Annotated in this window: 11 protein-coding genes and 1 pseudogene; 4 read left to right on the plus strand and 8 right to left on the minus strand. The window is 74.8% G+C overall.

From position 1 onward, the window contains the following. Positions 1-68: 68 nt before the first annotated feature. Positions 69-395: pseudogene (locus GA0070610_RS00005) on the minus strand (aldehyde dehydrogenase family protein); the annotation flags it as partial. 104 nt (positions 396-499) lie between these two features. Further along, positions 500-985 carry a protealysin inhibitor emfourin gene (locus tag GA0070610_RS00010; protein WP_088998107.1) on the minus strand — a complete coding sequence of 162 codons (486 nt, stop codon included), beginning with the start codon at positions 983-985 and terminating at the stop codon, positions 500-502. A 183-nt stretch (positions 986-1,168) separates the two neighbouring features. Here GA0070610_RS00010 and GA0070610_RS00015 point away from each other — a divergent pair, with 183 nt between their 5' ends. Beyond that, entirely contained in the window at positions 1,169-3,562 is a 2,394-nt protein-coding gene (locus tag GA0070610_RS00015) for a M4 family metallopeptidase (RefSeq protein WP_088998108.1), read from the plus strand. Positions 3,563-3,685: 123 nt separating this feature from the next. Further along, positions 3,686-4,459, plus strand: coding sequence for an enoyl-CoA hydratase/isomerase family protein (locus tag GA0070610_RS00020; protein ID WP_089003172.1), 774 nt, complete (start codon positions 3,686-3,688; stop codon positions 4,457-4,459). Between the two features lie 96 nt (positions 4,460-4,555). Here GA0070610_RS00020 and GA0070610_RS00025 read toward each other — a convergent pair whose 3' ends face one another. The 4 genes from GA0070610_RS00025 to GA0070610_RS00040 form a co-directional block, all read right to left on the minus strand. Beyond that, entirely contained in the window at positions 4,556-4,999 is a 444-nt protein-coding gene (locus tag GA0070610_RS00025; protein ID WP_088998109.1) for an HNH endonuclease, read from the minus strand. Between the two features lie 251 nt (positions 5,000-5,250). Continuing rightward, positions 5,251-6,438 (minus strand): hypothetical protein, encoded by a 1,188-nt coding sequence (locus GA0070610_RS00030; protein WP_089003173.1) that lies wholly within the window; start codon positions 6,436-6,438, stop codon positions 5,251-5,253. 70 nt (positions 6,439-6,508) lie between these two features. Beyond that, positions 6,509-8,041 (minus strand): FAD-dependent oxidoreductase, encoded by a 1,533-nt coding sequence (locus GA0070610_RS00035; RefSeq protein WP_088998110.1) that lies wholly within the window; start codon positions 8,039-8,041, stop codon positions 6,509-6,511. Positions 8,042-8,131: 90 nt separating this feature from the next. Further along, a complete protein-coding gene (locus GA0070610_RS00040; protein WP_088998111.1) occupies positions 8,132-8,620 on the minus strand; it encodes an MSMEG_6728 family protein in 489 nt (162 codons plus the stop codon). A 100-nt stretch (positions 8,621-8,720) separates the two neighbouring features. Between GA0070610_RS00040 and GA0070610_RS00045 the strand changes: the two genes are divergently transcribed. Next, positions 8,721-10,499 (plus strand): potassium channel protein, encoded by a 1,779-nt coding sequence (locus tag GA0070610_RS00045; protein ID WP_392567279.1) that lies wholly within the window; start codon positions 8,721-8,723, stop codon positions 10,497-10,499. A gap of 45 nt (positions 10,500-10,544) precedes the next feature. On the opposite strand, the gene GA0070610_RS00050 is transcribed toward GA0070610_RS00045, so the two are convergent. Both GA0070610_RS00050 and GA0070610_RS00055 read right to left on the minus strand, forming a co-directional pair. Further along, complete coding sequence (locus tag GA0070610_RS00050; protein ID WP_088998113.1) at positions 10,545-11,783, minus strand: APC family permease; 1,239 nt, start codon at positions 11,781-11,783, stop codon at positions 10,545-10,547. A gap of 9 nt (positions 11,784-11,792) precedes the next feature. Next, entirely contained in the window at positions 11,793-12,560 is a 768-nt protein-coding gene (locus GA0070610_RS00055) for a phosphatase PAP2 family protein (RefSeq protein ID WP_088998114.1), read from the minus strand. Positions 12,561-12,672: 112 nt separating this feature from the next. Between GA0070610_RS00055 and GA0070610_RS00060 the strand changes: the two genes are divergently transcribed. Next, positions 12,673-13,884: a DUF4032 domain-containing protein gene (locus GA0070610_RS00060; protein WP_089003174.1), complete on the plus strand. Its 1,212-nt coding sequence runs from the start codon at positions 12,673-12,675 to the stop codon at positions 13,882-13,884. The last annotated feature ends 34 nt before the right edge of the window (positions 13,885-13,918 follow it).

Below are 13,918 nucleotides of genomic sequence, written 5' to 3' on the forward strand. Positions count from 1 at the left end.
GCGACGTCGAGGACCTCCTCGACCGCGTGCCGGCGGGCCTTGCCGGCCTCCGACTGGACCAGGTCGAGCCCCTCGGCCTGCCGGTCGAGCACCAGGTCGTGCAGCCGGAGCAGGACGGCGGCCCGGCGGGCGACGGGCAGGCCGGCCCAGGGGCGCTGGGCGGCCCGCGCGTCGGCGAAGGCGCCGTCGACGTCGACGGGGGTGCTCGACGCCACGTCCACCGTCCGGGCGCCGGTCAGCGGCGACGTGGCGCTGAACGCGGGCCCGGTGCCGCGCACCTGCCCGACGAGCGCGGCGGCGCCGGCGGGCAGCGCCGGTGGGCGACCCGGGGCGGCGGGGTTGCCGGTGACCGGGCCCGCCGGGTCGGCGTGCGGGGTGAGCGCGGTGGTGGTCATGCGCCGACGTTAACGCAACGCGACGTTGCGTTGCAATTGTGCGCCGGGTCGCCCGCCGCCCGGCTCCAACGGCTCGTGGAACGGGAGCAACGGCGGTGCGGCGCTCAGCCGGTGGCCCCGACCAGCAGTTCCACCACCGCGCGGGCCGTCGCCGGCGGGCCGCCGTCGGTCGGGCAGTCCACGTACCCGGTCTCCACCGTCCCGACGGTGAGCCGGTAGCTGAAGGCGTCCCGGCAGGCCGTCGGAGCCGACGGGCGGCCCGCCTCGGCGGCGAGCGCGGGGTCGGCGACGAGCCGGCGCAGCCGGTCCAGGTCCGCGCCGGAGAGCCGGCCGGTACGCCGCGACCCGGCGCGGTCGACGACGCTCCACCGCCCGTCGGGCTCCACGGTCACCGTGTCGCCGCGCCCGGCGATCCCGCCCGAACGGGTCAGCACGACGCGCGCCGGCGCGGGCGTCGGCTCGGCGGGCGGTGGGGCCGTCGTGCCGGATGCCGGGCGGTCGGTCGCGGAAGGCGCGGCCCGGTCCGGCGGCGCGGTCGTCGTGCAGCCGGACAGGACCGCCGCCACCAGCGCGACCTTGACGCCGGCCATCGAAGCTGATCTCATGCCGCTCGGACGCGCGGCGCGGCGGCGCGGTTCCCACCGGCTCCGGTTCCACCGAACGGTCAATGTCCCGGACGGAATTCGGATCACCCCTTCTCTTTTGGGTCGTCACATCGTTATATCTACATGCGTGACTACCCCTGTCACGCATACCCCCGTTCAGGAGGGCACGTGAAAAGACCCCTTGCCGCCGTCGGTACGGCCCTGCTCACCAGCGGCCTGCTGACCGGCGTCGCCACCCCGGCGCTCGCGGCACCCCCCACCGCCCCCGCCCCGGGCGGGCCCGCCGCCGCCGCGGCGAGCGTCCTGCGCACCAACCCCGGTGCCGTCCAGGGCACCGGCGCCGAGGCCTACCAGGTGCACAGCACCAAGGTGGACCCCAACGGCGCCGCGCACACCCGCTACACCCGGACCTACCAGGGCCTGCGGGTGTACGGCGGTGACTTCGTCATCCACACGACCCCGAACGGTGGCTACGCCGGCTCCTCGGTCGGTCTGGACGCCCCGCTGACCCTGCCCACCACGGCCAGGGTCCCCGCCGCGGCGGCGAAGAAGGCCGCCCGCGCCGAGTTCTCCGGCACGCTCACCGCCGTGGGCACCCCGGAGCTCTTCGTCGACGCCAGCTCCGGCAAGGGCCGGCTGGCCTGGGAGACCGTCGTCACCGGCTGGCACCCGGACGGGCAGACCCCGTCGCGGTTCCACGTCGTCACCGACGCCACCACCGGCAAGGTCATCGGCTCGTACGACGAGATCGAGGCCGTCGCCGGCACGGGCAACAGCGTCTACTCGGGCACCGTCACCGTGGACACCACGCTCTCCGGCAGCACGTACCAGATGATCGACCCGCTGCGCGGCAACGGCTCCACGTGCGACATGAACAACGGCACGTCGACCTGCACCACGATCACCGACGCCGACAACACCTGGGGCACCGGCGCCACCTCCAACCGGCAGTCCGCCGCCGTGGACGCGCACTACGGCGCCGCCAAGACGTACGACTACTTCAAGAACGTGCACGGGCGCAACGGCATCTTCGGCGACGGCCGGGGCGTGCCCAGCCGGGTGCACTACGGCAACAACTACGTCAACGCCTTCTGGGACGGCTCCCGGATGACGTACGGCGACGGCAGCGGCAACTCCCGGCCGCTGGTCTCCATCGACGTGGCCGCCCATGAGATGAGCCACGGCGTCACCGAGAACGTGGTGCCCGGCGGCCTGACCTACTCCGGCGAGTCCGGCGGCCTCAACGAGGCCACCAGCGACATCTTCGGCAACATGGTCGAGTTCTACGCCAACAGCCCCGCCGACCCGGGCGACTACCAGGTCGGCGAGAAGATCAACATCAACGGCGACGGTACGCCGCTGCGCTACATGTACAACCCGGCCCTGGACGGCTCCGGCGACAGCTGCTGGTCCACCTCCACCAGGAACAAGGACGTGCACTACTCGTCCGGCGTGGCCAACCACTTCTTCTTCAACCTCGCCGAGGGCACCGGGGCCACCCCGTACGGCACCTCGCCGATCTGCGGCTCCGCCCCGGCGGTGACCGGCATCGGCCGCGTCAAGGCCGAGAAGATCTGGTGGCGGGCGCTGGACGCGTACTTCACCTCCAACACCTCGTACGTCAACACCAGCAACCCGGCGAACACCGCCCGGGCGTACACCCTGCGCGCCGCCACCGACCTGTACGGCAGCTGCTCCACCGAGTACCGGACCGTCCAGGCGGCCTGGACCGCGGTGAACGTGGCCGGCAACGACGCGCCGTGCTCGACCGGCAACGACTTCTCGGTCTCGCTCTCGCCGACCTCCGGCGCGGTGAACCCGGGCGGCTCGGTCTCCACCACCGTGGCGACCGCCACCACCAGCGGCTCGGCGCAGACCGTGACGCTGTCCGCCGCCGGCCTGCCGAGCGGGGCGACCGCCTCGTTCAGCCCGGCCACGGTGACCTCGGGCGGCTCCTCGACCCTCACCATCGCCACCACCGCCGCCACGGCACCGGGCACCTACACGGTGACCGTGAACGGTGCCGGCTCGGTCACCCGTAGCGCCACCTACACGCTGACCGTCAACGGCACCGGTGGCGGCTGCACCAGCCCGGGCCAGAAGCTCGGCAACGCCGGCTTCGAGTCCGGGGTCACCACCTGGACGCAGACCTCGGGCGTCATCGGCCAGCACGGCACCGCGCAGCCGGCCCGCACCGGCACGTGGAGCGCGTGGCTGAACGGGTACGGCCGCAGCCGCACCGACACGCTCGCCCAGTCGGTGAGCCTGCCGGCCGGGTGCACGTCGTACAACTTCAGCTTCTGGCTGCACGTCGACTCGGCGGAGACGACCGCCAGCACCGCGTACGACACGCTGCGGGTGCAGGTGCTCAACTCCTCCGGGACGGTGCTGGCGACCCTCGCCACGTACTCGAACCTGAACAAGGCCGCCGGGTACAGCCAGAAGTCGTTCTCGCTGGCCGCGTACAAGGGGCAGACCGTGACCCTGAAGTTCACCGGCGTCGAGGACGCGTCGCTCCAGACGTCGTTCGTCGTGGACGACACCGCCCTCAACGTCTCCTGACGTAGCCGCGTCATCGCCGGGCCCGGCGACCACCCCGCCAGGATGGTCGCCGGGCCCGCGCCGTTATGGTCGCCGCACCGACGCGTCGCCGCTCCCGGCGGCCGGACGGACGTCGAAGGGGTGGTGACGGTGGCGGACGCGGAACTCCTCGTCGAGGTGACCGGGCCGGTGGCGACGGTGGTGATCCGCAACCCGGCCCGGCGCAACGCGATGACCGCCGCGATGTGGCGGCGCCTGCCGGCGCTGCTCGACGGGCTGGAGGCCGACCCGGCTGTGCGGGCGCTGGTGCTCACGGGCGCGGGGGACACCTTCTGCGCCGGCGCGGACCTGGGCGACCTGGACGAGCTGCTGGACGCCGGCGACGCCAGCATCGCCGTGGCCGCCGAGGAGCGGCTCGCCGCCTTCGCCAAGCCGACCGTCGCCGCCGTCCGGGGCGCGTGCGTGGGCGGCGGCTGTCAGCTCGCCGTCGCCTGCGACCTGCGGGTCGCCACCGCCGACGCGCGGTTCGGCGTACCGCCGGCGCGGCTGGGTCTGGTGTATCCCGCGCCGACCACCCGCCGGCTGGCCCGGCTGGTCGGCCCGGCCGCGGCCAAGCACCTGCTCTTCACCGCCGAGCTGATCGACGCCGGGCGGGCGCTGCGGGTGGGCCTGGTCGACGAGGTGCTGCCGGGCGACCGGCTCGCCGCCCGGGTGGACGAGCTGACCGCCGCCGTGGTCGCCCGCTCCCAGCTCAGCGTCGCCGCCGCCAAGGAGATCGTCGACGGGCGGGCGGACGAGGACCGGATCGCGTGGTGGCACGGGCAGGTCCGGGCCAGCGGCGAGGCCCGCGAGGGTGTCGCGGCCTTCCACGAGCGCCGCCCGCCCCGCTTCGGCTGGACACCACCCGCCCGGCACTGACCCCGTCCACCGCTCCAGGGGCGGGACAGGGGCCGGCGGGTGCCGCGCCGAGGGTCGTACCCCCGACGCGGCCCCCCGTTCCCGCCGGCCGGTCCGTCACCGCCCGGCCAGCGACGCCCAGGTCGGCACCACCGGCTCGCGCCGCAGCGGCATGCCCGCCTCGGTCGGCGTCCGGTCGCCCTTGCGCTGGTTGCAGCCGTAGCAGGCGGCGGTCGTGTTCCGCCAGGTGTTCCGGCCACCGCGCGAGCGGGGCAGGACGTGGTCGATGGTGCCGGCCGGCCCCCCGCAGTACGCGCAGCAGCGCCCGTCGCGGCGCAGCACGCCGGCGCGCGACCAGGCCGGGCCGGTGCTGAACCGCCACCGGGTCACCACGTAGCGGACCAGGCGCACGACCCGGGGGACCGGGAACACCCCGATCACCCGGTCGGGCTCGGCCTCGTGGATCTCGGCGACCCGCCGGCAGAGCATCCGGATCGCGTGCTGGACGGTGACCCGGTGCAGCGGGCCGAGGTCGGCGTTGACGACGAGGACGGCGTCCACCGGTGTCTCCCTTCGTGGCGGTGACGAGCTGGGCGGACCGGAGGACGAAAGAGCCGCCCGGTCCGATCGCGGACGGGCGGCTCGACGTCGTGCGGGCACGCGTCAGTCGGGCCGGCCGCCCCCGGGGTGTTCGGCGCGGTGACCGCCGCCGCTCGCCGACGACGCCGGACGCGTGGGCAGCGACGACGGCACACAGGTGACGTGCGACATCGACATGACCAGCTCCCGCGGCGGTGGTTGACCTTGCGCGATCACGGTAGGTCGGCGGGGGAGAGAGGGGCAACGGATTTCGATCGAGGCGCCGGCTCGTCGGGGCGGCGCTGGCGGCGGGCCCGGCCGGCGGCCCGCGCGGCGGCCAGGGGCCGGTCGACGCGTACGGCCATCCGGGCGGTCAGCTCGCTCTCCAGCAGCGGCCGGTTGACCTCGGCGGCGACCGCGAGCGCCGGCCCGGAGACCGTACGCCAGATCGCGGCCAGCCCGGCGCCGAGCCCGAGCAGGGCCACGGCGGCCCGGGTCACCGGCGACCCGGCGGCGGCCAGCGCGCTCACCCCCACGACGGCGAACAGCACGGCGAGCAGCGGTACGAGCACCGGCCAGAAGATCCCCCGGACGGCCTGTGCCACCAGCTTCCGGTCCCGGACGATCAGGTTCCGGGCGACGATCGCGTAGTCCTCCTCGTCCAGCAGGTCCCTCGGGTGCAGCCCGCCGGTGAGCACGCTCTGCCACAGCTCGCCCTGGTTGCGCAGCTCGCGGGCCAGCTCGGGCAGCCCCGCCTCGGTCGGGTCGCCCACGCCCGCCCTGGTGACGGCCGACGCCCACGCCGACAGGGACCGGCGGACCACCGCGGCCGAGTACGGGGGCAGCACGCTGGCCAGCTCGCCCAGCCACCGGCCGATCTCGAACTGCCGGCCGCCGAAGCGGTGCGCCACCTGTCCCGCGTCGCCGTGCCGGACGGCCTCGCCGTAGCGGACGGTGTCGGCCAGCGAGCGCCCCAGCCGGTACGCCAGCCCCACCCGCTGGTCGGTGGCCATCGTCCAGCGCAGCAGCTCCACGTTGAGGTCGTCGAGGGCGAGCAGCAGGGCGTCGCCGGAGCCGTCGGCCACCCGGCCCCGCGCGTCGGCGGTGGTGGGCGCGGGGCCGACGCGCCGGGTCAGCTCGGCGATGCGGGCGACGGCGACGTCCACGCCGTCCAGGTACATCTGGAGGCGTCGCGGCCCCGGCATCTCGGTCAGGTTGGACAGCTTCGCCGGTGCGCCCGCCGGCCGGTCGGCCCCACGGTCGCGCGGCTCGGCGGTCTGCGCGTGGTGGTAGGCGTCGGCCATCCACCAGCCGAGCCGCAGGGCGGTCACCACGCAGGCCCGCTCGTCCCGGATCAGCGGGTACGCGTCGTCCCGCGCCACGTCGGCGACGAGCGGGTCGTCGTCCGTGCGCGGCGACATCCCGCTGACCTCCCGGCTCATCCCAGACGGTCAGCCTAGGCCAGCCGAGCGGCCGATTTGCCCCTTTTGGTCATCTCCGGCCGGCGAGCAGGCCCCGGGGCCGGATCGAGCGCACCGGCTCGGCCGCGCCGCCCTCGGCCCGCAGGACGTGGTTGGCCGCGACGATCCCGGTGGCCGCCGAGCGCTCCATCAGCGCGCTCGGGAAGTCCGTCCGGATGCCGTCGCCGGCCAGGTAGAGCCCGTCGGCGTCGGTGCGTACCCCCGGCCGCCAGGCGTGACTGCCGGGCGTGAAGGCGGGCGCCTGCGCCTCCACCCGGGCGCGCAGCTCGCGTACCCGCAGCCGGGCCGCCTCCGGCCAGAGCGCGGTCAGCTCGGTCCGCATCCGTTCGGCCAGCTCCTCGGCGGGCACGCCCGCGTCGCAGGCGTACGCGTGCAGCTCCACGACCGAGCCGCCGGTGCGCTCGGCCCAGCGGCGGGACTCGTTCTCCAGCCGGTGGTAGAGGGTCACCGAGTCCAGGGTGGGCTGCCGGGACACCCCGCTGAAGACCGCCCGGTCGGCGGAGACGTCCCCGTCGCACCAGTAGCGCGCCACCGCGTACGGCGGGCCGGGCCGGCCGAACGCGGGCATCCGCGCCGCCAGCCGGGGCGCGTGGTCGGCCAGGCCGGGCGAGGCCGCGACCAGCGCGGCCAGGGCGGGCGGGTCGACGGCGAGCACCACGTGCCCGGCCGGGTACGACGTGCCGTCCGCGGTCGCCACCCGCCAGCCGGCGCCCTCGCGGGTCAGGGCGGTGGCGGCGGCGCCCGTCACCACCCGGCCGCCGTGCTTCTCCACGTGCCGCGTCAGCGGCTCCCAGATCGCCGTCGCGTAGTCCTCGTCCGGGCAGTCGAAGGCCAGCCCCTCCGGGTTGCCGAGCAGGTAGAAGTGGAACTGGGCGATCATCTCCGCCGCCGACATCTCCGCCTCGTGGTTGAAGAACGAGTGGGAGAAGACCTCGAAGAGCATCGCCCGGGCCCGGTCCGGCAGCCGCAGCGAGGTGAGCAGCGCGTCGGCGGTGCTGTCGTCGAACTCGGCGTAGGTGCGCCCCGGGTCGTAGGTGAGCAGCGGCAGCGCCGCGTCCCGGTCCATCCCGCGCAGGTCCCCCAGGCGCAGGCTCGGGCTGCGCAGCAGCAGCGCCAGCAGGTTCGCCGGCGGGGCGGGCGGCAGCCTGCCGAACTCCTCGGTCGGCCACCGCTCGCTCAGGATCGGGTAGCCCGGGATCGGCTTGAGGAAGCCCAGTTCCGGGTCGACGCGGCGCAGGATCGACCGCCAGTTGTAGTACTGCCGGAAGAACGCGTGGAAGCCGTGCTCGTTCATCTGCCGGGTGCCGTCGGCGAGCGTCTCCGGCCAGGCTCCGAGCCGGCCGCCGAGCGTCGGCGCGGCCTCCAGCACGGTCACCGCCACCCCGCACTCGGCCAGCACCACCGCCGCCGACATGCCGGCGATCCCGCCGCCGACCACCACCGCCTCGACCCGGCCCGGCACGCGGGGGGCGCCGCCACCGCCCGGGTCCACCTCGTGTTCGCGTACGCCGATGAGCCGACCGACCACCTTCGACAGCGCCATGTGCACCTTCCCGCCGGATGGGTCTCCAGTCTGCCCGGCGACCCGTCAGCAGGAACGTTTCCCGACCGCAGGCGCCTCACGCGCCCCGACTCACGTCGGCGGCAGGCAGCGCCGCTGCCGGTCCGAGGCGGGCCAGACGTACTCGAGGTCGGTCGGGACGTCGTCGCCGAAGATCGGGCCGTAGTGCCCGGGGTCCTTGCGCAGCAGCGACGAGCGGTGGCTCAGGTGCAGGTCGTCGCGGCCCAGCCAGGGCGGCAGCTCGCCGGCCCCGGCCAGCTCGGCCTGGGTGCGCACCCGGGTCAGGCCGCAGGCGGCGGCGAGGTCGGCGGTCATCGTGTTCGCGCAGGTGTCGGCCCGCCCGGGCTCGCACCAGACCGCGCAGACGTCCAGCCCGTACCGGGTGAGGGCCTCCTCGTACCCGGCCCACATCTTGACCGCCGGGTGGTTGCGCCAGCCGTACGTGGGCCAGGTCAGCCCCCGCAGCACCTGGATGGTCTCCACCCGCTGCTTGCCCAGCCGCTTCTGGTCCAGCGTCCGGGCGCTGGCCAGGAAGTCCGGGTACGGCAGGAACGTCTGCATGCCGGTGCTCTACCCGTCCCCGGATGGGACATGCCGACGCGACCAGCGTTCATGATCACGGGGCTGCGCGCGGCGCGACCGGCTGACTACGATGCGGCACATGGCGGAGCCCCTGCTGGATCGTGCGCGCCGTGCCGGTCGGCGGCTCCGGGTCAACGGGGACGCGCGGGCGCACTACGTGATCTGTGGCCGCGACGCCCTCGCCTACTGGGTGGTGCGCGCGCTGCTCGCCACCGAGTTCCAGGCCGGCCGCGTCCGGATCACCCTGGTCGTGCCCGAACGACCCAGCTCCGACGAGCCCGACGGGCGCGACCTCCAGGGCGTCGAGGTCGTCCGCGCCGACCGGCTGGACGAGGTCACCTTCCGCCGGGCCGGGCTGGCCGGCGCCGACGGGCTGGCCCTGCTGCACCAGGACGACGTCGGCAACATGCATGCCGCGCTCTGCGCGCAGGAGGTCGAGCCCGGGCTGCGCCTGGTGGTGCGGATGTTCAACACCAGCCTGGCCAACGGGGTGCGGCAGATCTTCCCCGACTCGGCGGTGCTCTCCGACGCCTCCATGGCCGCCCCCGCCTTCGTGGCCGCGGCCCTGGGCGAGGTCGCCCCCACCCACTTCCGGCACGGCGGGCGCACCCTCTACGTGGCCCGCCGCGACGACGTACGCCCGACCGACGTGGTCTGCGGGGTGGCCGACACCCGCGACCCACAGCAGGTCCGGCTGCTGCCGGCCGACGAGGGCGTGGCCGACCTGGTGATCGCCGAGGCGACCGGGACGCCGCCCGGTACGGAGCTGGCCGCCCGCCGGCTGAGGCGCGCCCGGCGGCGGCGCCGGCCGCTGACCGTGCTGCTGCGCGCCGTACGCAGCTTCGCCACCCGCAAGATCGGCGTGGCCGTGATCGTGCTGCTGGCGGTGATCGGGGTGCTCGGCTGGCTCAACGGCTACGCCGCGCACGAGGACTGGGCCGACTCGCTCTACCTCACGCTGGTCACCACGCTGACCGGGCAGGACCCCAACCCGGACAAGTCGGCCGCCGAGCAGGTCATGCAGGTGGTGCTCAACCTGGCCGGGCTGGCGCTGATCCCGCTGATCACCGCCGTGGTGGTCGACGGCATCGTCAACGCCCGGCTGGCCCTGCACTCCGGACGCATCCAGCCGGAGCGCTCCGGGCACGTGGTGGTGGTCGGGCTGGGCAACGTCGGCACCCGCGTGATGGCCCAGCTCTGCGACTTCGGCGTCGAGGTGGTGGCGATCGACAAGCTGGCCGAGCCGCGCGGTGGCGCGCTCGCCCGGCGGCTCGGCGTACCGCTGATCGTGGGCGACGCCGCGCTGGAGGAGACCCTCCAGTCGGCGTCCGTGGGCGGCTGCCAGGCGCTGGTGGTGGTCTCCACCGACGACGAGACCAACCTCCAGGCGGCGCTCATCGGCCGGGCCGTCAACCCGGAACTCCAGGTGGTGCTGCGGCTCTTCGACGGCCACTTCGCCGAACGCATCCAGCAGGCGTTCGGCATCGGCGTCTCGCGCAGCGTGTCCTACCTCGCGGCGCCGTCGTTCGCCGCCGCGCTGCTGGACCGCGCGGTGATCGCCACCATCCCGGTCGGTCGGCACGCGCTGCTGGTCACCGAGGTCAGCGTCGCCGCCGGATCGGCGCTGGACGGCCGGCCGCTCGCCGCCGTCGGGCGGGCCGAGAGCGTACGCCTGCTGGCGCACGCCCGGGCCGGCCAGCGCCCCGACTGGGCGCCCGACGCGCGCCTGGTGATCGTCGCGGGTGACCGGCTGACGGTGGTGGCCCGGCGGGCCGGCCTGAACGCCCTGCTCCGCGAGGCCGTGCCACCCCCGCCGGAGGAGCCGGTCACGCCCGCGCCCCGACAGCCGGAGGAATGACGGGTCGGCACCCGACCCGCCGTCGCGCCGGTCGGGGCGGCGGCGTCAGGCCCGGCGGGGGCGCAGAGCGTACCAGAGGGCGCCGGCGGCGAGCACGGCGGCGCCGGCGAGCACGCTGGCCGGCGGCAGGTTGACCGCGAGCAGCAGGCAGCCGACCAGCCCCAGCACGGCCAGCGCCCGAACCGGCAGCCGCCGGCCCGGGTCCCGACCCAGCGTCAGCGCGGCGGCGTTGGTGATCGCGTAGTAGACCAGCACGGTGCAGCTGGAGAAGCCGATCGCGTCGCGCACGTCGCCCAGCAGCACGATCGCCACCACCACGGCGGCCACGGCCAGCTCGGCCCGGTGCGGCACCCGGTGCACCGGGTGGACGGCGGCCAGCGCCCCCGGCAGGTCGCGCCGGCGGGCCATCGCCAGCGCCGTGCGCCCCACCCCGGCGAGCAGGGAGAGCAGCACCCCGGTCACCGCCACGGTCGCCCCGGCCCGCACCAGCCACGCCAGCCCGGGTAGCCCGGCGGCCGTCACCACGTCGGCCAGGGGCGCGGCGGATGCGGCCAGCCGGTCGGCCCCGAGCACGCCGACGGTCACGACCGCCAGCACCAGGTAGACCGCCAGCACCACGCCGAGGGCCAGCGGGACCGCCCGGGGGATGGTCCGCTCCGGGTCGCGTACCTCCTCGCCGAGGGTGGCGATCCGGGCGTACCCGGCGAAGGCGAAGAAGAGCAGCCCGGCGGCGGTGAGCACGCCCCGCCCGCCGCCGCCGAGGTCGCCGAGCCGGTCCAGCGCGACGTCGCCGCCGACCGCCCCCGCCACCGCGACCAGGGCCAGCACCGCCAGCACCACGGCGACCAGCGCCTTCGTCGCGGTCGCGGTCTTGCCGACGCCGCGCAGGTTCACGGCGGTCACCGCCGCCACCGCGCCGACGGCGACGAGCCGCGCCTGCCCAGGCCAGAGGTACGCCCCGATGGTCAGCGCCATCGCCGCGCAGCTCGCGGTCTTGCCGACCACGAAGCCCCAGCCGGCCAGGAACCCGGCGAAGGGGCCGAGCCGCTCCCGCCCGTACACGTAGGTGCCGCCGGACTCCGGGTAGCGGGCCGCGAGCCGGGCCGAGCTGGTGGCGTTGCAAAAGGCGATGAGACCGGCCAGTACGAGGGCCGCCAGCAGCCCGGCCCCGCCGGCCGCCGCCGCGGCGGGCGCGAAGACCACGAAGACGCCCGCGCCGAGCATCGAGCCCAGGCCGATGACCACCGCGTCCCCTGCGCCCAGCCGGCGCGCCAGTTGATCCACGGCGGGACCCTATGGGGCGGAGATGAACGGACGGTTCCAGTCCCGCAGCGCGCCCGGCAACGGTAGTTCGTCCCAGGGCACCCGGTGCAGCAGCCGGTCGAGGACGAGGCCGAGCAGCAACCCGGCGACCGAGTCGGTCAGCCAGTGAAAGCCCAGGTAGGTGGTGGTGCAGAGCACCACGAGCGGCGGTACGACCCGCACCACGGCGACCAGCCCGGGCGGCATCGTGCGGCCGTACGTGCGCAGCAACGGGGCGAGCAGCAGTGCGATGACGCCATACCAGAGGATCGCGTTCGCGACGTGGCCGGACGGATAGGACTGGGCGAACTTGAGCGGCAACTCGTCCTGGAACAACGGCAGGGTCTGCTCGGCGGGCAGGAAGGGTTCCTTGCTGCTCGCGCTGGGCGCGGGCCGGGCCGTCCACACCTTGAGCGGGCCGATGGTGAGGTAGCTGAGCGCGAAGGCGAGCACCGGCGGCAGCACCGGTCGTACGGATCTCAGCCGCACCGCGAGCAGCACCCCGAGCCCCAGGGCGATCAACGTCAACGGGGTGCCCTGACCGAGGTAGTTGAGGATCACCGCCGTCCAGTGCGCGGCCGTCGGCCGGTGCGCCTGCGACCAGTCGGCGACCGCCCGGTCGATGCCGAAGAGCCTCTCGTTGGCGAGGGCCACGGTCATCCCGACCAGCGCGGCGAGCAGCAGCGCGTCGAACCACCAGCCGGCCGGCCGGACCGGCCGGAGCTGGACCTTTCCCCGTACCGCCGTGGTCTCGCGCACCCCGTCACGCTACCGGCCCCGGTCGGCGCCGGACCGGGACGGGCCGGGGACGGCTGTGTGCCGAGCCACGAAGGGAGGCGCTCGGCGGGGGGAACCCGTCAGACTTGTGCCCGTGCGGATCACCTCGGCCCTCGTGGACCCGGCGCTGCTCGACCTCCCCTGGTCGACACCGCTGGAGGAGTGGCCTGCCCAGCACCTGGTGGCGCTGCCGCAGGGCATCTCCCGGCACATCGTCCGCTTCGTCCGGCTGGGTGAGTACGTCTACGCGTTCAAGGAGACCCGCGAGCGGATCGCCGAGCGGGAGTACGACCTGCTCCGCGCCCTGGAGCGGATCGACTTCCCGTCGGTCGAGGCGGTGGCGATCGTCGCCGACCGGCAGACGGACGACGGGGAACCCCTCGAGTCGGTGCTGATCACCCGGCACCTCCAGTTCTCCCTGCCCTACCGGGCGCTCTTCTCGCACACCCTGCGCCCGGAGACGATGGGCCGGCTGCTCGACGCGCTCGCCGCCCTGATCGTCCGGATGCACCTGACCGGCTTCTTCTGGGGCGACTGCTCGCTGTCGAACACCCTGTTCCGCCGCGACGCCGGGGCGTTCGCCGCCTACCTGGTGGACGCCGAGACCGGGGCGCTGCACCACTCGCTCTCCAACGGCCAGCGCGGCGAGGACCTGGAGATCGCCCGGGTCAACATCTTCGGCGAGGCGCTCGACCTCCAGGCCGCCGGGCTGCTGCACGAGTCGATCGATCCGGAGGTCGTCTGCGAGGAGGTCGTGCAGCGCTACGAGCGGCTGTGGCACGAGATCACCTACGAGCAGCAGGTCGAGCGGGAGGCCCGGCACGACATCGAGGGGCGGATCCGCCGCCTCAACGAGCTGGGTTTCGACGTCGCCGAGGTGGCCATGTCCACCATCGACAACGGCCGGTACCTGATCCGGCCGAAGGTGGTCGACGCCGGCTACCACACCCGGCGGCTGCTGCGCCTGACCGGCCTGGACGCCGAGGAGAACCAGGCCCGTCGGCTGCTCAACGACCTCGACGCCTACCGGGCCGAGAGCTACCTGACCGACGAGCAGCAGGCCGCGCACCGCTGGCTGACCGAGGTCTTCGAGCCGGTGGTCCGGGCCGTGCCCGCGCACCTGCGCCGCAAGCTGGAGCCGCAGGAGCTCTTCGCGCAGATCATCGAGCACAAGTGGCTGCTCTCCGAGCGGGCCGGCCGGGACGTCGGGATGGCCCCGGCCGTGCAGTCGTTCCTCGCCGACGTGCTGGTGCACCGCCCGGACGAGCAGGCGGTGCTCGGCGTCGAGGTCCCCACCGCGGGCTGACGTTCCCGTTCGACCCCACGCGGGCCCGAGAACG

This window comes from Micromonospora echinofusca, assembly GCF_900091445.1.
In the GTDB taxonomy this organism is placed as follows: Bacteria; Actinomycetota; Actinomycetes; order Mycobacteriales; family Micromonosporaceae; genus Micromonospora; species Micromonospora echinofusca.